Below are 19,533 nucleotides of genomic sequence, written 5' to 3' on the forward strand. Positions count from 1 at the left end.
GGGCCGGTCGTGCCGGGGGACGTCGGTCCCCCGGGCGTCGAGCGGGCGGTGCGCGCCCGACGACGGGGTCGTCGTGCGCGCGGGGCGTCGGGGGCGCCTGGCTAGACGGCGGCCACGGCCGGGGTCGAGCGCGGCTGGGCCGTGCGGGACCTGGGTCGCGGATCCGGGGTGTTCCCCACGAGGGACACGATCCCCGTCCGGGCAGCCGATGCCACTGTGCCGGTCGTCGTGTCCATCGTCACTCCAGTCGTCGTCTTCGTCACCGTTGTGTCCACGGGACGGCCGATCCACAGGGGATCGTCGGCGTCGGTCGCGGAGCCTTACAGACTATTGACAGTCGCTCGTGCCGCGCAACGGGTCCGGACGAAGTCGTGGTTGATCGACGCGGTGGAAGAACCTGCCGGCGCCCGGTGCCGTCGCCGGGCACAGGCACCGACGCCGCTGCCGGTGCCTGCGTCGGCGTCAGTGGAAGAAGTGCCGCTCGCCCGTGAAGTACATCGTCACGCCGGCCGCCTGCGCCGCCGCGATCACCTCGGCGTCACGCACGCTCCCGCCCGGCTGGGCGACCGCGCGGACCCCGGCGTCGAGCAGCACCTGCAAGCCGTCGGCGAACGGGAAGAACGCGTCGGAGGCGGCGACGCTCCCGGCGGCACGGTCGCCCGCGCGGGTGACGGCCAGGTGGCAGGAGTCCACCCGGTTCACCTGGCCCATGCCGACGCCGACGCTCGCGCCCCGGTCGGCGAGCAGGATCGCGTTCGACTTCACCGCACGGCTGGCCTTCCACGCGAACGCGAGGTCGGCCAGGGTGGCGTCGTCAGCGGGTGCACCGGCGACGAGGTCCCACGTGGACTGGTCGAAGGTCGTGAAGCGGTCGGCGTCCTGCACGAGGAAGCCGCCGGAGACCTGCTTGACCTCGCGGGTCGCGAGGGCGAAGTCGGCCGGCAGGGTGAGCAGCCGGATGTTCTTCTTCCGGGACAGGAGCTCGAGCGCCTCGGGGTCGAACGCCGGAGCGATGACGACCTCGGTGAAGATGTCCGCGACCGTCTCGGCCATCTGCAGCGTGACCGGGCGGTTCGCCGCGATGACGCCACCGAACGCCGAGAGCGGGTCGCACGCGTGGGCGGCGGCGTGGGCCGAGGCGATCGGGTCGACCGCGTCGGCGGGGGCGGTCGCGATGCCGCACGGGTTCGCGTGCTTGATGATCGCGACCGCGGGGGTGTCGAAGTCGTACGCGGCACGGACGGCGGCGTCGGCGTCGACGTAGTTGTTGTACGACATCTCCTTGCCGTGCAGCTGCGTCGCCTGGGCGATGCCCGCTCCCCCGACGGTCGTGTACAGCGCCGCCGCCTGGTGCGCGTTCTCGCCGTAGCGGAGGGTCGCAGCCAGGTCGGCGTCGATCCGCAGGTGCGCGTCGAACGACCCGGGCGTCGCGAGGTCACCGGCGGTCGTCGGGGCCGCGGCCTGCTCGACGACGTCGCTGGCGAAGTACGACGCGACCGCGGCGTCGTACGAGGCGGTGTGCGCGAACGCCTGCGCGGCGAGGCGCTTCCGGAGCGCGAGGCTCGTGCCACCGGCCCGCACGGCCTCGACGACCTCGGCGTAGGAGGACGGCGACACGACGATCGCGACGTTCGGGTGGTTCTTCGCCGATGCCCGGACCATCGCGGGGCCGCCGATGTCGACGTTCTCGACCACGGTCGCGGCGTCGGCACCGGAGGCCACGGTCTCGACGAAGGGGTAGAGGTTCACCACGACGAGCTCGAACGGCGCGATGCCGAGCTCGGCGAGCTGCTGCTCGTGCGACGCCAGCCGCAGGTCGGCGAGCAGCCCGGCGTGCACGGCGGGGTGCAGGGTCTTGACACGGCCGTCGAGCGACTCCGGGAACCCGGTCACGCTCGACACGTCGGTCACGGCGTACCCGGCGTCGCGGATCGTCTGCGCGGTGCTGCCCGTCGACACGAGCTCGACCCCGGCGTCGGCCAGGGCACCGGCGAGCTCCAGTAGCCCGCTCTTGTCGCTGACCGAGACGAGGGCGCGACGCACGGGGACGACGTCGCGGTGGCGGTAGAGGCTGGGGTCGGCGGCGTGCACGCTCATGCGCTCGGGGGGCCCTTCAGGTCGGTGGTGCCGGTGGCGATGTCGAGGACGGTCTGGATGAGCAGGCGACGCTCGACCGGCTTGATGCGGTCGTGCAGCGTCGACTCGGTGTCGCCCGGCAGCACCGGGACGCGTTCCTGGGCCAGGATCGGGCCGGTGTCCACACCGTCGTCGACCTGGATGACGCTCGCGCCGGTCTGCTCGACCCCGGCGGCGAGGGCGTCCCGGACGCCGTGCGCGCCGGGGAACTCGGGCAGGTACGCGGGGTGCGTGTTGATGATCGCCGGGGCGAACTCGGACACCACGGCGTGGGGCAGCAGGCGCATGAGGCCGGAGAGCACGAGCAGGTCGGGCGACCACGGGCGGATCTGGGCGGCGAGCTCGGCGCCCCACTCCTCGCGCGAGGCGTAGCGCGAGAACGGGACCGTGAAGGTCGGGATGCCGAACTCCTCGCCGAGCCCGAGGCCCTCGGCGTCGCGGTCGGCCCCGATCGCGACGACGCGGGCGGGGTACTCGGCAGCGGTGGTCGCCTGGAGCAGGGCCCGCAGGTTCGACCCGGTACCGGAGATCAGGACGACCAGTTCGAGCACGGACACCAGCCTAGCGGCGCAGGACGACGCGGCGTGGCGCGGCTACGCGTCGTGCTTCGGACGACGCCACCAGGGCAGTTCGTCCTCGGCGATCTGGTCGGTCGCGTCCCAGTTCGAGCGGCCACCGGTCGGAGCCGGACGTGCGGGGTCGCCGTGGTCGCGTCGGCCGCCCGTCTCGTCCTGCCCGTCCTGCCCACGCTGCTCGTCCGGGACGTCGACGCCGGTGTCGTCCCGCCCTCCGACGAACTCCTCGGTGCTCCACGGGAACGCGGGCTGGGGCTCGGTGCCCGGGGCGTGCGGCAGCGGCTCGGCGTCCTGCTCGGGGAGTGCGGCCCGGTCGGGTGCGCCCGCTCCGGGCACGCGGTCGCGCAGGCCACGCAGGTCGGCGGCGCGCGATCGGACCCCGTCGGCCGCACCACGGAGGCGGTCGCGCAGGTTGCTCACGGCTCCGCGCGGCGAGTGCGAGGCGCGGTCGATCGGGGCAGCGACCGGGGCGACGCGCTCGGCGGCGACCACGTCGGTGCGGGCCCAGTCCGGCAGCGGGACGTCGTCGGGCTCCGCCACGGGCGTGGACGAGGACGGCGGCGCGGGGGCGGACGCGGACGGCGACGCGGGGCGCGCTGCCACGGGCTCGTGCGGGACGGGCTCGTGCGGGACGGGCTCGTGCGGGACGGGCTCGGCGGCGACGGGCGGGGCGGTGACGGGCTCGTCGGTGATGGGCTCGGTCACCTGCCCGGCCAGGACCGGGTCGACGGCCCCGGGGTCGTCGACGGGCGCATCGGGGTGGTCGACGTGCGTGGACGAGTCGTGCGCCTCCCGGACGACGAAGCGGTGCGGCTCGCCGGCGCGACCGGCCCCGGCCTCGTCGAGGGCGGCGACGAGCGACCCGGCACGGGCGTCCTCGGCGGCCGCGTCGGCATCGGCGCCGTCCGACGCCTCGTGCCAGCGCTCCCGCCCCCAGCCGCCCTCGGGCGTCCGGAGCAGGTCGCTGCCGATCGCGAGTGCGACGACCGCGGGGACGCCGACCTCGAGCGCCGCGAACAGCCCGACGAGCAGCCCGTCCGGACCGGCCTGGGCGAGTCGCCCCGGGCCGACCGACCCCGACGCGATGCCGGTCAGGACGCCGGTGAGCACGCCCGCGACGACGCCCGTGGCGACACCGGCGAGGGCCCGCTGCACCGCCGAGTCCCGGTCGCCGAGCGCCTGCACGAGCCGGGGACGCAGGAGTCCGCCGACGACGAAGCCGGCCACCACGGGCACGAGGACCCAGAGCAGGCCGAAGGTGTGCCCGGACGCCGGCAGGGCACCGAACACGGGGATGCCCGGGATCGGGCCGAGCACGGTGCCGACCGGCGAGACGCTCGACCCGGAGCCGATCGCGAAGCCGGGGCCGACCAGCCACGCGGTGGCCCACGCGACCAGGTCGGGCAGGAACGCGAGCTGGCCGACGGTCATCGCGATGCCGCCGACGACACCCGCGTGCGAGCGCTCGTACAGGGCGATCACGTCGGCGAACGAGGTGAGCAGCAGCAGGGCGACGACGACCCCGGCGGCCGCGACCACGACGGCCGTCACGATCGTGCCGGCGCGGAGCGCGAAGGCCGCGGTGGTGCGCCATACCCCGGGGATCCGGTCGGTCAGGTCGAGCACGCGCTGCGTCAGCGGGTCGGCCGGCAGGGCGCGACGACGACGGCACACCTCGGAGGTGACGAGCGCCGGGACCGCGAACCAGAGCGCGGGCAGCACGACGGACTGCCACACCACGGGGTGGATCGCGGCGGACGAGGCCGACAGCGCGACGCCGGTGCCGAGCAGGGCGACGCCGACGGTCCCGACGAGCAGGCCGGTGGTCCGGTGGTCGGTCTCGGCGAACCGCCGTCCGGCGCGTCCACCGAGCCAGGCGGTGACGACGGCGAACCCGAGCGCCGCGAGCGTGACGTGCACGTCCCCGGCCGCGCCCTCGACCCCGGCGGCCCCGGCGGCGTCCGCACCGAGCCGGAACGTGACGTCCACACCGTGCCCGACGAGCCAGACGCTGCCCGCGGCCTTCCAGAAGACGTCCCAGTCGACCTGGAGCCCGTACTCGAAGCCCCAGAGCAGGGTCAGCGGCACGAGTGCGATGCCGAGGCCCACGCCGACCGTCACGATCGCCTCGACGGCGGCCAGCAGTGCGGTTCCCAGGCGGTTCATCCGGGCCAGGGTACGTGCCGCCCGTGGTGACGCGGGCGAGCCGCGCGGCACCGGTGGAGACTCACGACCGTCCACAGGCAGACGGGAGGCGCGGTACCGACCGGCACCGCGCCTCCCGTCCGTCCGTGTCGGACGTGCGCCGCTAGCGCGCGGCGACCACCTCGCGCAGCAGCGCGGCCGTCTCGGACGGCGTCTTGCCGACCTTGACGCCCGCGGCCTCGAGCGCCTGCTTCTTCGCCTCGGCGGTGCCGGCGGACCCGGACACGATCGCGCCCGCGTGGCCCATCGTCTTGCCCTCGGGGGCCGTGAAGCCCGCGACGTAGCCGACGACCGGCTTCGTGACGTGCGCCTTGATGTAGTCGGCGGCACGCTCCTCGGCGTCGCCGCCGATCTCGCCGATCATCACGATGGCCTCGGTCTCCGGGTCGGCCTCGAACGCGGCGAGCGCGTCGATGTGCGTCGTCCCGACGACCGGGTCGCCGCCGATGCCGATGGCGGTCGAGAAGCCCAGGTCACGCAGCTCGTACATCATCTGGTAGGTCAGGGTGCCCGACTTCGACACGAGACCGATCGGACCCTTGCCGGTGATCGTCGCCGGGGTGATGCCGACGAGCGACTCCCCCGGGGTGATGATGCCGGGGCAGTTCGGCCCGATGATGCGGGTCTTCCCGCCGAGCGCCTTCGCGTGCGCCCAGAACGCCGCGGAGTCCTGCACGGGGATGCCCTCGGTGATGACGACGACGAGGGGGACCTCGGCGTCGATGGCCTCCATCACGGCGTCCTTCGCGAACGCCGGCGGGACGAAGACGATCGAGACGTCGGCACCGGTGGTGTCGACGGCCTCGCGCACCGAGCCGAACACGGGCAGCTCGACGTCGCCGTGGGTCACGGTGGTGCCGGCCTTGCGGGCGTTGACGCCACCGACCACCTGCGTGCCCGCCCCGAGCATGAGCGCGGTGTGCTTCGTGCCCTCGCCGCCGGTGATGCCCTGGACGATGACCTTGGAGTCCTTGGTGAGGAAGATCGACATGGTCAGTCCCTTCAGGCCGCTGCAGCGGCGAGTTCGGCGGCCTTCTCGGCCGCGTCGTCCATGGTCGCGGCGACGGTGACGAGCGGGTGCGCCGCCTCCGCCAGGATCCGACGACCCTCGTCCACGTTGTTGCCGTCCAGGCGGACGACGAGCGGCTTGGTGGCCGCGTCGCCGAGGATGCCGAGCGCGGCGACGATGCCGTTCGCGACGGCGTCGCAGGCGGTGATGCCGCCGAAGACGTTCACGAACACGCTCTTCACCTGCGGGTCGCCGAGGATGACGTCGAGGCCGTTCGCCATGACCTCGGCCGACGCACCGCCGCCGATGTCGAGGAAGTTGGCGGGCTTCACGCCGCCGTGGCGCTCACCGGCGTAGGCGACGACGTCGAGCGTCGACATGACGAGCCCGGCGCCGTTGCCGATCACGCCGACCTGGCCGTCGAGCTTGACGTAGTTGAGGCCGTGCTGCTTCGCCTTGGCCTCGAGCGGGTCCTCGCTCGCGGTGTCCTCGAGCTCGGCGTGGCCCTCGTGGCGGAAGTCGGCGTTCTCGTCGAGCGAGACCTTGCCGTCGAGCGCCAGGATCTGGCCGTCACCGGTGCGGACGAGGGGGTTGACCTCGACGAGGGTGGCGTCCTCACCCGCGAAGACGTCGTAGAGCTTCACGAAGACGCCGGCCACCTGGTCGACGAGCTCGTCCGGGAACCCGGCCTGGCGCGCGATGTCCTTCGCCGCTTCCTCGTTGATCCCGGTCAGCGGGTTCACCTCGACACGGGCGAGCGCCTCGGGCTTCTCGACCGCGAGCTGCTCGATCTCCATGCCGCCCTCGACGCTGACGAGCGACAGGTAGGAGCGGTTCGCCCGGTCCAGCAGCACCGAGAAGTAGAACTCCTCGGCGATGTCGGCGCCCTGGGCGACCATCACGCGCTGCACGGTGTGGCCCTTGATGTCGAGGCCGAGGATCGCCTGCGCGTGCTCGAACGCCTCGTCGGGCGTCTTGGCGACCTTGACGCCGCCCGCCTTGCCGCGGCCGCCGACCTTCACCTGCGCCTTGACGACGACGACACCGCCGATCTGCTCGGCCGCCGCCTTCGCCTCCTCGGGGGTGTCGGCGATGATGCCCTGCAGCACAGGGACGCCGTAGGACTCGAAGAGGTCCCTGGCCTGGTACTCGAAAAGATCCACGCTGTTCTTCTTCCCGCACGGTTCGTGCGATCGGCATCGGTCGTCCGGTCGCGCTCTCAACGTCGAGGGTCGCTCGATGTCGAGACAACGGCCGCGCCCACCATACCGCCGCCGGGTGGACGGCCCGCGTCCCGCGGGTGTCGGCCGGGAGGCGCGCCCCGCCCCCGACGGCCGGCCCACGTCGTCCGGACCACCGGACAGGAGGCCCGCCCCGCCCCCGACGGCCGGCCCGCGTCGTCCGGACCGCCGGCCGGGAGGCCCGCCCCGCCCTCGACGGCCGGCCCGCATCGTGCCCGGCGCGGCCACGATGGCCGCAGCGCGCAGCGCGGGGAGGCCCTCCAGCAAGCAACGAGCACGGTCGACGGGTGGACAAGCACCTCCGTACCCGCGCCGCCGACGTCTTCGGCTGGGAACTCCGCCCCGAGCAGGAGACCGTCGTCGACGCCGTGCTCGCCGGGCGCGACGCCGTCGCCCTGATGCCGACCGGCTCCGGCAAGTCCGCGATCTACCAGGTCGCCGCCCTCGGCCTCGAGGGCGCCGTCGTGGTCGTCTCGCCGCTGGTCGCCCTGCAGGAGGACCAGGTCGTCGGCATCGAGAACCACCCGGACGCCCCGCGCGCGGTCACGATCAACGCCACGCACGGGCACCGCGAGCTCGACGAGGCCTGGGACGCGATCGACTCCGGCGAGGCCCGCTACGTGTTCCTCGCCCCCGAGCAGCTCGCGAAGGACGAGGTCGTCGACCGGCTCCGCGAGGTCGGCGTGGCGCTCGTCGCCGTCGACGAGGCGCACTGCGTCTCGAGCTGGGGCCACGACTTCCGACCCGACTACCTGGTGCTCGGCGAGGTGGTCGAGCGGCTGGGGCGGCCCCCGGTGCTCGCGATGACCGCCACGGGCTCCTCCCCGGTCCGGGCCGAGATCGTCGAGCGGCTCGGGATGCGCGACCCGCTCGTCGTCGCCACCGGCTTCGACCGGCCGAACCTGCGCTTCGAGGTCGTCCGGCACGCCGCCGACGCCGACAAGCGCGAGGCCGTCGTCGCGCAGGTCGCCGAGCTCGAGGGCGCCGGCATCGTCTACGTCGCGACCCGCGCCGACACGCTCGTGTACGCGGACGAGCTCGTCGAGAGCGGGCGCCGGGCCAAGCCGTACCACGCCGGTCTCCGCGTGCGGGACCGCGAGCGGGTGCACCACGAGTTCCTCGACGGCGAGCTCGACGTCGTCGTCGCGACGAGCGCCTTCGGCATGGGCATCGACAAGCCGGACGTCCGGTTCGTCGTGCACGCCGACGTGCCGGAGTCCGTGGACGCGTACTACCAGGAGGTCGGGCGGGCCGGTCGGGACGGCGACGTCGGCAGCACGACGCTGCACTACCGCGCCGAGGACCTGGGCCTGCGCCGGTTCTTCGCCTCGGGGTCCCCGCGGCCGGCGTCGCTGCGCGCGGTGTTCGACGCGGTCCCCGCCGACGGGTCGATCGCCCGGTCCGAGCTGGCCGAGCGGTCCGGACTCGCCGCCCGCACGGCCGGTCGGTCCGCGAACGCCCTGGTCGAGGCGGGTGCCCTCGAGGACGGCGAGGACGGACTGCGGCGCGTCGCGGGCGGGCCGACCGACGCCGCGGCCGCCGCGCGTCTCGCCAAGGGCCACGCACAGGAGCGGGCCGAGGTGGAGGAGTCCCGCATCGCGATGATGCGCCGGTACGCGGAGACCTCGGGCTGCCGCCGGCAGTTCCTGCTCGGCTACTTCGGCGACGAGCTCGCCGTGCCCTGCGGCAACTGCGACACGTGCACCTCGGGCAGCGCGACCGGTCTCGACGCCCATGGCGCGGACGGATCGCACGACGCCGAGTGGCCGCCGGACGCCCCGGTCGAGCACGGGCAGTGGGGCCGCGGCACGGTGATGAGCACCGAGGACGACCGCATCACGGTGTTCTTCGAGTCGGCGGGCTACAAGACCCTCGGCCTCGCGGACGTCGACTCGCGGCACCTGCTCGAACGCGTCTGACGACGGCCCTGGGTTCCCGAGCAGCCTGCCCGGGACAGCGGAGGAAGGCGCGGTCGCTCGACCACCCGTCGGCGACCGCGCTCCACTCCCCCGAGCACGGTGAGTGTGCCCCGCGCCCGTGTCCCGCAGGTGTCCGCCGGGTGAACGGCACGGGAAGCCGTGCGGCTCCGACCGCACGCCGGACCGTGGCTGCGCATCCCGGACGGCCCGTCAGGCGTCCGGCGTACACAGGAGTCCCCCGGAACGAGAAGGAGCACCCATGAGCGACCCCGGCATCAGCCCCGTGGACGACCTCGACGCGCAGGAGCGCCGGAACGACGACCTCGACCGCGAGCACGTCGGCCCGTACGAGGTCGACGAGTCCGAGGAGTCCCTCGAGACCGTCACGAACGACGCCGTCGCGGGCGAGACCGTCGAGCCGCAGCCCGGCGACGGCTCGGACGACGGCCCCACCGGCGGTGCACCGCGCGAGGGCTCGCCCGACCTGTGGGAGCACGACGCGGACGAGGACCGCCCCGACCTCGGTGGCGACCTCGGCACGAAGCCGCTCTGACCTGACGAGCGGTCACGACGTGAGCGACGGTCGGACGGGAGGCGCGGCGCACCACCGGCACCGCGCCTCCCGTCCGACGCACGCACACGTCGTCGACCGCGACCTGCGTCGCTGGCTCACCGACAGCACGCCCGTGGCCGCGGCCGGCCGCGCCATCCTGCTGCAGATCGCCGACCCGGTGGTCGCGGCGGGGGTCCGGCGGCACTCCGACTTCGCGCGACGACCGCAGCAGCGGCTCGCGCACACCCTGATGTTCGTGTCCGCGGTCCTGGTCGGTTCCGAGGCGGACGCCGCCCTCGCCGCGGCGTTCGTCGACCGGGCGCACCGGCCGGTTGCGGGCGCGGACGACGTCGAGCGGCAGCGGTGGGTCGCCGCGACCCTGTTCGACTCGGCCCGGCTCGCACACGACCTGTTCGGCGACCCGATCGACGCCGCCCGCGCCGAGGACGTCCTCGCGGCGTACGCACCGATCGCGACGTCGCTGCGCGTGCCCCCGGACCGGTGGTTCGACTCGGTGGCCGACTTCGACCGCTCCTGGTCGGACACCCTGGCGACCCTGCGCGTCACCGACGACGCACGCGGTGTCGTCCGCGACCTGCTCCACCCGCGGGCCGCCCCGGCGTGGGTGCGCGCGGCGATGCCGGTCGTCCGGGTCGTGACCGTCGGCATGCTGCCCGCACCGCTGCGCGGCGCGTACGGCTTCCCGTGGGGCGCGCACGAGGAACGGCGCTTCCGGCGCACCGTCGCCGGCCTCCGTCGGGTCCGCGCGGTCGTCCCGCGGTGGGTGCTGCGGCTGCCGGCGCCCCTGCTCATCCGGGCGATGCGCCGGACGGCCGCCCGGCACCGCGCTGCCCGCCCCGCCTCCGCGACGGACTGACACCAGTTCTTGTCATTCCGACAAGTACCGTGGTACGGTCGGGTCATGGCAGTCGAACTCAGCACCTGGGACGCCCAGGGCACACCGACGACCACGACGTTCTCCACCATGCGGTTCCCCGCCGGTGAAGCCCACGTCAAGGTCCAGGACGACGCCGACGCGGGGGCGACCACCGAGATCGCGACCCTGCGCGGCACCAGCGGCGACGACCTCGTCCTGCTCGGCATGTGGGCGGACGCGGTCCGCCAGCGCGGGGCACGGTCGGTCGCACTCGTCCCCTACCTCCCCGGCGCCCGACAGGACCGGGGCCTCCCCTTCGGCGCGAAGGTCTACGCTGACGTCCTCAACGGGTTCGGGATCGACCAGGTGATCGCCTTCGACCCGCACTCCCCCGTCATCGTCGGGCTGGTCGAGCGTCTCACGGTCGTCACGAGCGAGCAGGTCGTCCGCGACGCCGTGCTCGACGTCGAGGGGGACGCCTACACGGGGATCATCGCGCCGGACAAGGGCGCGGTCGCGCGGGCCACGGCGGTCGCCGAGTCGTGCGGCCTGCCCCTGTACCGGGCCGAGAAGCACCGCAACCCCGACACCGGCAAGCTCGACGGCTTCACGTGCGAGCCGCTCCCCGCGGACGGCCGGTTCCTGGTCGTCGACGACATCTGCGACGGTGGCGGCACGTTCGCGGGCCTCGCCAGCGCGACCGGCCTGCCGCGGGAGCGCCTGGGCCTCTGGGTCTCGCACGGGGTGTTCTCCGGTCGGGCCCCGCAGCTCGCCGAGCACTTCGCCGAGATCGTCACGACCGACAGCTACCCGGCACAGCAGGACGTGCCGGGCCTCCGCACCGTCCCGCTCAGCCCGTACCTCACGAAGGAGATCCGATGACCACCACGACGACGGGCCTCGAGCCCCGCACCACCGCCCCGAGCCCGATCGCGCCGCTCCTCGCGGTGGACGGCTACAAGCACTCGCACCGCCAGGTGTACCCGGCGGGCACGACCCGCATCCTCATCAACTGGACCAACCGGTCGAACGCGCACATGCCCGAGTCGACGCACGCCGTGGTGTTCGGGCTGCAGGCGTTCGTCCAGCGCCACCTGGTCGAGGCGTGGGCGCCGTTCTTCGCCGCCGACGAGGACACCGTCGCCGAGCTGTTCGAGCAGGCGCTCCAGGGCTACTTCGGCCCGAACCACATCGGCGTCGACCACGTCCGCGCCCTGCACCGCCTCGGCTACCTGCCGCTCGAGATCCGCGCGCTCCCCGAGGGCACCCTCGCCCCGATCGGCGTCGCGACCCTGACCGTCGAGAACACCGTCGACGAGTTCTTCTGGCTGCCGAACTACATCGAGACCGCGCTGTCGGCGTCGATCTGGCACCCCTCGACCGTCGCGACGAAGGCCCTCGCCTACCGCGACCTCATGGAGGAGTGGGCCGAGCGCACCGGCGCGGACCCGGCGAGCATCGACTTCGCCGCGCACGACTTCTCGTTCCGCGGGCAGTCGAGCATCGAGTCGGCGGCCGCCGGCGGCGCGGGGCACCTGCTGTCGTTCCTCGGCACCGACTCGATGCCCTCGCTCGACTTCATCGACCGCTACTACCCGGGCGACAACGGCTGGGTCGCCGCGAGCGTCCCCGCCACCGAGCACAGCGTGATGTGCGTCCGCGGTGCCGACGGCGAGCTCGAGACCTTCGAGCAGATCCTCGACGTCTACCCGACCGGCATCGTCTCGGCGGTGAGCGACGGCTTCGACCTGTTCAAGGTGCTCACCGAGACGCTCCCGCAGCTCAAGGACCGGATCACGGCGCGCGACGGCAAGCTCGTGATCCGTCCGGACTCGGGCGACCCGGTCGACATCGTCACGGGGACCGTGCACGGCGTCCCGCAGGACGAGCTGTTCCGCGAGGGCCGCAGCCACGAGGAGAAGGGCGTCGTCGAGCTCCTCGACGAGCTGTTCGGCCACACCGTGAACGCGAAGGGCTACAAGGTCCTCGACCAGCACATCGGCGTCATCTACGGCGACAGCATCACCCTCGACCGTGCCCGCCGGATCTACGAGCGCCTCGCCGCCAAGGGCTACGCGAGCGACAACATCGTGCTCGGCATCGGGTCGTACACGTACCAGTACATGACGCGCGACAACCTCGGCAGCGCCGTGAAGGCCACCTGGGCCCTCGTCGACGGCGAGCCCGTGGACATCCAGAAGGACCCGAAGACCGGCAGCGGCAAGAAGAGCGCGAAGGGCCGCATCGCCCTGCACCGCGACGCCGACGGCGAGATCCGGCAGACCGACCAGGCGACCCCCGAGGACGAGGCGACGAGCCTCCTCCAGCCCGTCTGGGTCGACGGTCGCTTCCAGGTCCACCAGTCGTTCGCCGACGTCCGCGAGACGCTCCGCACCGAGCGTGCGGCCCGCGCGGCCCGTCGGGCGGCGGCGTGACCGACGCCGCCACGGCAGCCCGCGACCAGCCCCTCATCGCGATCGACGTCGTTCCGGTGTCGTTCACGACGGGGGGCGGGTTGCGGGTCGCCACCGCGCGTCGGGCGAACGCCCCGTACGCCGGACGGGAGGCGCTGCCCGGCGTGCTCCTGGACGCTGCGGAACGCCTCGCCGACGGTGCGCGGCGCGCACTGCGGACCAAGACCGGGATCGACGCGGCTGCGGTCCGGCACCTCGCCCAGGTCGGGGCGTTCGACGGGCCCGAGCGGGACCCGCGGGACGCCGCGGTGAGCATCGCGTTCCTCGCGGTCGTGGCACCGGAGCCCGGCGGGGCGTCGGACGGACCCCTGCGTGACGGAGGCGACCCGCGCATCCCGGGCGACACACCGATGGACCGACACTCGTCCGACGGGGGCGACCCGCGCCTCCCGGCCGATGCCCGGGCCGTCTGGCACCCGCTCGACGGAGGTGACCACGGCCTCCCGTTCGACCACGACGCCATCGTGCGCGCCGCGCGCGACCAGGTGCGGACCCGGCTGTGGCGGGACACCGCGCTGACCCGCGCCCTGCTCGGCGAGGTCTTCACCACCAGCGACGCGGCGCAGCTGCACGCGGCCCTGCACGGCGCCCCTCCGGACGCCGGCAACCTCAACCGCGCGCTCCGGACGAACCCCGCGCTCGTGCGCACGACGGTCCCCGCACGGACCGGCGGGCGCGGCGGGCGTCCCCCGGCGACCTGGACGTGGACGGACTAGGCGCGGTTGGCTGGGGCCATGTCCGCTTCGCTGTCCGGTGACGACTCCCTGCACCTGCCCGAGTTCGACGCCCCGCCCGCATCGCCGATCGACCTCGCCCGGCAGTGGCTCGACGCCGCGTCCGAGCGCGAGGTGTCCGAGCCGATGTCGATGACCCTCGCGACCGCCGGTGCCGACGGCCGGGTGAGCGCCCGCACCGTGGACGTGAAGCGCCTCGAGGACCGCGGGCTCGTCTTCGGCACCTCGACCCTCAGCCCGAAGGGACGGCAGCTCGCCGAGAACCCGCACGCGGCGCTCCAGGTGTACTGGCGCGAGACCATGCAGCAGCTCCGGTTCGAGGGTCGGGCGGTGCAGCTCTCCGACGAGGAGTCCGACGCCCTGTTCGCCGACCGCTCGCCGAAGTCCCGCGCCGCCACCGCGATCGCCGACCAGTCCGACGTGCTCGAGCCGCGGACGCTGCAGGACCTCATCGACGACGCGAACCTGCTGCTGTCCGACACCGACGACGAGGTGCCCCGCCCGGAGGGGTGGGTCGCGTGGCGGCTGGAGCCCGAGATCGTGGAGTTCTGGCACGGCAGCCGCGACCGGATGCACCGGCGGTTGCAGTACGTCCGCGCGGGCGAGGGCTGGGACGCGGCGCGGCTGCAGCCGTAGCGGGCGCGGGACGCCCGCGCTGCCGGGCGCGCACGGGTTCGCCGGGCGCGGGGCGCCCGCGCACGCGCACGCGTCGGTTCGTCCGGCGAGGTTCGCACAACGGGAAGCACGTCGCACCACGTGATCGCGTGGTGCGACGTGCTCCCCGTTGTTCGTGGGCACCCGACACCGCGCGGTAGCGTCGGCGGATGGGGAACGACGCCGCACCGACCGTCCGCCGAGCCGAGCCGCGGGACGCCCGCAGCATCGCCGAGGTGCACGTCCGGGCCTGGCGGGAGGCGTACGCGCACCTGCTCCCGGCCGCGTTCCTCGCCGCGCTCGACGTCGACGCCCGCGAGGACCGGTGGCGCGGACTCGTCGCCGACCCCGACCTGACCGTCCTGGTCGCCGAGCGGGACGGCAGGGTCGTCGGGTGGGCCTCGGCCGGGCCCGGACGGGACGACGAGCCCGTGCGGGACCGCGAACTCGAGGGCATCTACGTGCTCGCCGGGCACCACGGTTCCGGTACGGGCCAGGTGCTGCTCGACGCCGCGGTCGGCACCGAACCCGCGTTCCTCTGGGTCGCCGACCGCAACCCGCGCGCCGAGGCGTTCTACCGCCGCAACGGGTTCGAACGGGACGGGGCCACGAAGCACGTCCCGATCGGTCCCGCCGGGCTCGACGCCGTCCGCATGGTCCGGTAGTCGGCGCGGCCGCGGGACCTGCCCGCTAGAGCTTCTCGATCGGCGCGATCTTGATGAGCAGCTTCTTGCGCCCCGCAGCGTCGAACGCGATCTCGGCGATGCGCTTGGCGCCCTGCCCGGTCACCGCGGAGACCGTGCCCTCGCCGAAGTCCACGTGCGTGATCCGGTCGCCGGCCACGAGCTCCATGTCCCCGTTGTCGCGGACCTGCCCGGACACCCGGTTCGCCCACTCGGTCTTCGGGCGGGTCTTCGCCGCCGCGGCCGCACGGTCGTACGACCCGCCGCCCCAGCCGCCACCGCCCCGGTAGCCGCCGCCACCCGAGCCGCCCGCTCCGCCGAAGCCCCCGGCACTGCCGCCGTCACGCCGGGCGTTGAGCGCGCGCGGCTGCGTCCCACCGCGGCTGTTCGCCATGCCCGGCGACTGCTTCCACTCGATGAGCCCCTCGGGGATCTCCTGCAGGAACCGGGAGGGCATCGCCACGTTGACGTCGCCGAACTGCGCGCGGGTCATCGCGAGCGACAGGAAGAGCGACTTCTTGGCGCGGGTGATCCCGACGTAGAACAGGCGGCGTTCCTCGGCGGGGCCGCCCGGCTCGTTCGCGGACATCCGGTGCGGGAGCAGGTCTTCCTCGACACCGGTCAGGAAGACCGCGTCGTACTCCAGGCCCTTCGCGGTGTGCAGCGTCATGAGCGACACCGTGCCCGAGGAGTCGTCGAGCTCGTCCGCAGCCGCGACGAGCGAGACCTCGGTGAGGAAGTCGGAGAGCGTGCCCTCGGGGTTGTTCTTCTGGAACTCGCGGGTCACGGCCACGAGCTCGTCGATGTTGTCGGCCCGGGCGGAGTCCTGGGCGTCGGGCGACTTCCGCAGGTTCTCGAGCAGCCCCGAGCCGTCGAGCAGCTGCGTCAGCGTGTCGACGACCGGCTGTGTCGCCGCGCGCGTCGAGACGTCGTCGAGCAGCGCCGCGAAGGACGTGATGGCCGTCCGTACCTTGGGCCCGAAGCCGAGCTCGTCGGCGTGCCGCAGGGCCTCGCGCATCGAGGTCTCGTGCTCGTCGGCGTACCGCTGCAGCGCGGTCTCGGTGACCGCCCCGATGCCGCGCTTCGGCACGTTGAGGATGCGGCGCAGGGCGAGCGGGTCGGCCGGGTTGGCGACCGTGATCAGGTACGCCATGGCGTCCTTGATCTCGGCGCGCTCGTAGAACTTCGTGCCGCCGAGCACCCGGTACGGGATCGCCGCCCGGATGAAGATCTCCTCGAGCGCACGGGTCTGCGAGTTCGTCCGGTAGAACACGGCCATGTCCCGGTAGGACATGCCGTCCTCGTGCAGCCGCTGGATCTCGTCGGCGACGAACTGGGCCTCGTCGTGGCCGGTGTACCCGGTGAAGCCGATGATCTTGTCGCCGGCCCCGACGTCCGTGAACAGGTTCTTCGCCTGCCGGTCGAAGTTGTTCGCGATGACGGCGTTCGCGGCGTCGAGGATGGTCTGCGTCGACCGGTAGTTCTGCTCGAGCAGGATGACCTTCGAGTTCGGGAAGTCCCGCTCGAACTCGACGATGTTGCGGATGTCCGCCCCGCGGAAGGCGTAGATCGACTGGTCGGAGTCACCGACGACCGTCAGGGACGCCGGCGCGATCGACCCGTCGGCCTCGCGCATGCGTTCCACGTGCTGCCCGGCGTCCTCGAGCTTGTCGACCTGCTCCACGGGCACCGGCCGGGTGAGTTCGCGGATCAGGGCGTACTGCGCGTGGTTGGTGTCCTGGTACTCGTCGACCAGGACGAACCGGAACCGTCGCTGGTAGAGCGCGGCGACCTCGGGGAACGCCCGGAACAGAAACACCGTCTGCCCGATGAGGTCGTCGAAGTCGAAGGCGTTCGCCCGACGCAGCTCGTTCGTGTAGCGGCGGAACACCTCCGTGAACATGACCTCCTGCGGGTCGTTCGCGTTGATGTTCCTGGCGTACGTGTCGACGTCCTGCAGCTCGTTCTTGAGCTTCGAGATCTTCGACGAGGCCGCGCCGACCGTCAGCCCGAGCGAGTCGGCCTCGAGCTCCTTGATGATCCGCTTGAGCAGCGCCCGCGAGTCGGCGGAGTCGTAGATCGTGAACGACTGCGGGAACCCGAAGCGCTCGGCCTCGCGCCGGAGGATCCGCACGCACGCGGAGTGGAACGTCGAGATCCACATGCCCTCGGACGCCTGGCCGACCAGGGCGTGCACGCGCTCGCGCATCTCGGCGGCGGCCTTGTTCGTGAACGTGATCGCGAGGATCTGCGACGGCCAGGCTTCGCGGTTCGCGAGCAGCAGGGCGATCCGTCGGGTCAGCACGCTCGTCTTGCCGGAGCCCGCGCCCGCCACGATGAGCAGGGACTCACCGCGGTACTCGACGGCTTCCTTCTGCTGGGGGTTCAGACCCGCGGTGAACGGGTCGTCGTACCCGCCGGCGCGGTTGCCCGCGCCCGGCTCGGGCGACTGGTCGAAGGGGTCGAGCACGATCGTCATGGCCGGGCCAGTCTAGGCGCGGCCCCCGACACCGGCACGCCCGGTCCGACCGCGACGGCACGGCCCACCTCCGACACCTGGCCGCGGCACCCCGTGCCCGGACCGGGAGGCGCGACACCTGCCCGGCACGTCGACCACCCACCGTCGCGGCCGGCCAGGAGGCGCGACCCGCCCCCGGCACGTCGGTCGCCTCGACGTCGGGACCGGGACGCGCGGCTCCCGCCCGACCCGCTGGCCGCGGTCGGCGGCGTGGTGCAGGCTGGCCCCGTGGGGACGTGGACGGCAGGGGACACCGTGGGACCGTGGAGAGCAGGCGACACCGTGGGGCTGGTGGCACGCAGTTGGCTGTGGATGTCCTTCGTCACCACCCCGGTGACGATCGTGCTCGCCGGCGCGTGGCTCGCCCTCCTCCAGGACCCGGGCGACTGGACCGCCGTCGTGGTGTGGTTCTTCATCATCGCGATCGGTGTCGGGCTGGTCGGGCTCGGCGGCGCCGTCGTCGCCGCGCCGTTCACCCACGGGCTCGGACGCCTGCTCACGCGACGGCCGCTCCGACGGGGCGTGCACGTCGTCGCGCACGCCCTGCTCGCCGGCACGCTCGCGGCGCTGGGCACGGCCCTGCTCGGCGCGTGGTGGTCCGGCGGCGTGCCGGCACCCGTCTTCCCGCTGCTCGTGTCGGCCCCAGCCGGGGCAGCCGCCGCGATCGCGACGTGGCGCGCGACCGCGCCGGTCCGCGCCGATCCCGATCCCGATCCCGGGCTCGACACCGAGGCGAGCGGGAGTCCGCACCCCGACGGGGTCGCCTGACCCTCGAGCGCCCGACACGACTCCGACGTGACCGGCGCGACGCCGACGTGACCGGCGCGACTCCGACGTGACCGGCGCGACCCCGACGTGCCCGACGGGACGCGGAAGCGGCCGACGCGGCGGCGACGGCACTCGTCGATCGGTCCGGCCCGTGGGCGGCTCGTCAGCCGGCCTGCCCCGCGACGAGCGACCGCGCCCGCACAGCGAGGTCCGGGTGGTCCGCGAAGACGCCGTCGACCCCGGTCCGCACGACCGAGGTGAACCAGCGCTCCCAGTCGCCGTGCGCCGCCACGTCGCCCCCGCGCCGCAGCGGAGCCGGGAGGAACCGGTTCTCCGGTCGGAGCGTCCACGTGTAGACCGCGAGGCCGGCCGCGTGGGCCCGGTCGACGATCGCGCTCCGCACCGGTCGCGGGTCGTCCACGGCGACGGTGTCCGTCCCGGCCATCAGCGTCTTGAGGTCGACGCTGATCCCGTGGAACTCCGACGCGAAGCCCGCCAGGGCCTCGTCGGTGCGCTCGGTCGCCCACGTGGGAGCCGCGGACCCGTGGGACGCGACCTCGTCGGCGGCGCTGCCACGGGCCTCCTGGAGGTACACGAGCCGGCCACCCGTGTCCCGTGAGCCGAGCTGCCGGAGCACGCGCTTCTCGAACGACTCGATCGTGAGCCGCTCGTCGTGCCGCCACCCGGCAGCACCGAGCGCGTCGTCGAGCAGCTCGGCCATCGGGAACCCGGCCTGCTCGAAGAACGTGGCGTGCTTGACCTCGGCGACGAGGCCGACCGGGCGCGGAGCCGCGTCGAGGACGCCGAGCAGGTCATCGAGGCGCAGGACGTGCCCCTCGCCGTCGTGCGCGGCCGAGGCGGGGCGCAGCGCGGGCAGCCGCTCGCGGACCGTGAGGGTGCGCACCTCGCCCCACGTCATGTCCTCGGTGAACCAGCCCGTCACCGTCTGCCCGTCGATCGTCTTCGTCGTCCGCAGGTGGGCGAACTCGGGGCGCTCGGCGACGTCGGTCGTGCCGGAGACCTCGTTCTCGTGGCGCAGCACGAGCACGCCGTCCTTCGTCGGGACGAGGTCCGGTTCGATCGCGTCGGCGCCGAGCTCGACCGCGAGCTCGTACGCGGCGCGGGAGTGCTCGGGGCGGTGTCCGGACGCGCCACGGTGGGCGATCACCTGGGTCATGCGCCGTACC

General features: G+C 73.6%; 16 protein-coding genes. 9 read left to right on the top strand and 7 right to left on the bottom strand.

The window, feature by feature from the left end; all coding sequences use genetic code 11:
• Window positions 1-462: 462 nt before the first annotated feature.
• The 5 genes from purH to sucC form a co-directional block, all read right to left on the bottom strand.
• Window positions 463-2,097 (bottom strand): bifunctional phosphoribosylaminoimidazolecarboxamide formyltransferase/IMP cyclohydrolase, encoded by a 1,635-nt coding sequence (purH, locus tag QOL15_RS15240; RefSeq protein WP_071246144.1) that lies wholly within the window; start codon window positions 2,095-2,097, stop codon window positions 463-465.
• Window positions 2,094-2,687 (bottom strand): phosphoribosylglycinamide formyltransferase, encoded by a 594-nt coding sequence (gene purN, locus QOL15_RS15245; protein WP_065964445.1) that lies wholly within the window; start codon window positions 2,685-2,687, stop codon window positions 2,094-2,096. Before purN ends, purH begins: the two co-directional genes overlap by 4 nt.
• 42 nt (window positions 2,688-2,729) lie before the next feature.
• On the bottom strand, window positions 2,730-4,877 hold the full coding sequence (locus QOL15_RS15250; protein WP_305404765.1) for a DUF6350 family protein: 2,148 nt from the start codon (window positions 4,875-4,877) through the stop codon (window positions 2,730-2,732).
• 142 nt (window positions 4,878-5,019) lie between these two features.
• Window positions 5,020-5,907 (bottom strand): succinate--CoA ligase subunit alpha, encoded by an 888-nt coding sequence (gene sucD / locus QOL15_RS15255; protein WP_065964433.1) that lies wholly within the window; start codon window positions 5,905-5,907, stop codon window positions 5,020-5,022.
• Between the two features lie 11 nt (window positions 5,908-5,918).
• Window positions 5,919-7,088 (bottom strand): ADP-forming succinate--CoA ligase subunit beta, encoded by a 1,170-nt coding sequence (sucC, locus tag QOL15_RS15260; RefSeq protein WP_071246138.1) that lies wholly within the window; start codon window positions 7,086-7,088, stop codon window positions 5,919-5,921.
• Between the two features lie 365 nt (window positions 7,089-7,453).
• On the opposite strand from sucC, the gene QOL15_RS15265 reads away from it, so the two are divergent.
• The 8 genes from QOL15_RS15265 to QOL15_RS15300 all read left to right on the top strand — a co-directional run bounded on the left by QOL15_RS15265 (window position 7,454) and on the right by QOL15_RS15300 (window position 15,042).
• On the top strand, window positions 7,454-9,085 hold the full coding sequence (locus tag QOL15_RS15265) for a RecQ family ATP-dependent DNA helicase (RefSeq protein WP_071246136.1): 1,632 nt from the start codon (window positions 7,454-7,456) through the stop codon (window positions 9,083-9,085).
• 259 nt (window positions 9,086-9,344) lie between these two features.
• Window positions 9,345-9,638: a hypothetical protein gene (locus tag QOL15_RS15270; RefSeq protein WP_065964814.1), complete on the top strand. Its 294-nt coding sequence runs from the start codon at window positions 9,345-9,347 to the stop codon at window positions 9,636-9,638.
• Window positions 9,639-9,657: 19 nt separating this feature from the next.
• Window positions 9,658-10,515: an oxygenase MpaB family protein gene (locus tag QOL15_RS15275; protein ID WP_071246134.1), complete on the top strand. Its 858-nt coding sequence runs from the start codon at window positions 9,658-9,660 to the stop codon at window positions 10,513-10,515.
• A 45-nt stretch (window positions 10,516-10,560) separates the two neighbouring features.
• Window positions 10,561-11,397: a ribose-phosphate pyrophosphokinase-like domain-containing protein gene (locus tag QOL15_RS15280; protein ID WP_071246132.1), complete on the top strand. Its 837-nt coding sequence runs from the start codon at window positions 10,561-10,563 to the stop codon at window positions 11,395-11,397.
• A complete protein-coding gene (locus QOL15_RS15285) occupies window positions 11,394-12,950 on the top strand; it encodes a nicotinate phosphoribosyltransferase (RefSeq protein ID WP_071246130.1) in 1,557 nt (518 codons plus the stop codon). Before QOL15_RS15280 ends, QOL15_RS15285 begins: the two co-directional genes overlap by 4 nt.
• A complete protein-coding gene (locus QOL15_RS15290; RefSeq protein ID WP_071246125.1) occupies window positions 12,947-13,705 on the top strand; it encodes an NUDIX domain-containing protein in 759 nt (252 codons plus the stop codon). The genes QOL15_RS15285 and QOL15_RS15290 overlap by 4 nt, the downstream gene beginning before the upstream one ends.
• Before the next feature lie 18 nt (window positions 13,706-13,723).
• Complete coding sequence (locus tag QOL15_RS15295) at window positions 13,724-14,359, top strand: pyridoxal 5'-phosphate synthase (RefSeq protein ID WP_071246122.1); 636 nt, start codon at window positions 13,724-13,726, stop codon at window positions 14,357-14,359.
• A gap of 188 nt (window positions 14,360-14,547) precedes the next feature.
• Complete coding sequence (locus QOL15_RS15300; protein WP_071246120.1) at window positions 14,548-15,042, top strand: GNAT family N-acetyltransferase; 495 nt, start codon at window positions 14,548-14,550, stop codon at window positions 15,040-15,042.
• Between the two features lie 25 nt (window positions 15,043-15,067).
• On the opposite strand, the gene QOL15_RS15305 is transcribed toward QOL15_RS15300, so the two are convergent.
• Window positions 15,068-17,539, bottom strand: a complete 2,472-nt coding sequence (locus QOL15_RS15305; RefSeq protein WP_071246115.1) for an ATP-dependent helicase — start codon at window positions 17,537-17,539, stop codon at window positions 15,068-15,070.
• Window positions 17,540-17,869: 330 nt separating this feature from the next.
• Here QOL15_RS15305 and QOL15_RS15310 point away from each other — a divergent pair, with 330 nt between their 5' ends.
• Window positions 17,870-18,346, top strand: a complete 477-nt coding sequence (locus tag QOL15_RS15310; protein ID WP_071246113.1) for a hypothetical protein — start codon at window positions 17,870-17,872, stop codon at window positions 18,344-18,346.
• Between the two features lie 163 nt (window positions 18,347-18,509).
• On the opposite strand, the gene QOL15_RS15315 is transcribed toward QOL15_RS15310, so the two are convergent.
• Window positions 18,510-19,523 (bottom strand): glycerophosphodiester phosphodiesterase family protein, encoded by a 1,014-nt coding sequence (locus tag QOL15_RS15315; RefSeq protein WP_071246111.1) that lies wholly within the window; start codon window positions 19,521-19,523, stop codon window positions 18,510-18,512.
• Between the last annotated feature and the right edge of the window lie 10 nt (window positions 19,524-19,533).

This window comes from Curtobacterium sp. MCBA15_012, assembly GCF_001864935.2.
GTDB lineage: Bacteria > Actinomycetota > Actinomycetes > Actinomycetales > Microbacteriaceae > Curtobacterium.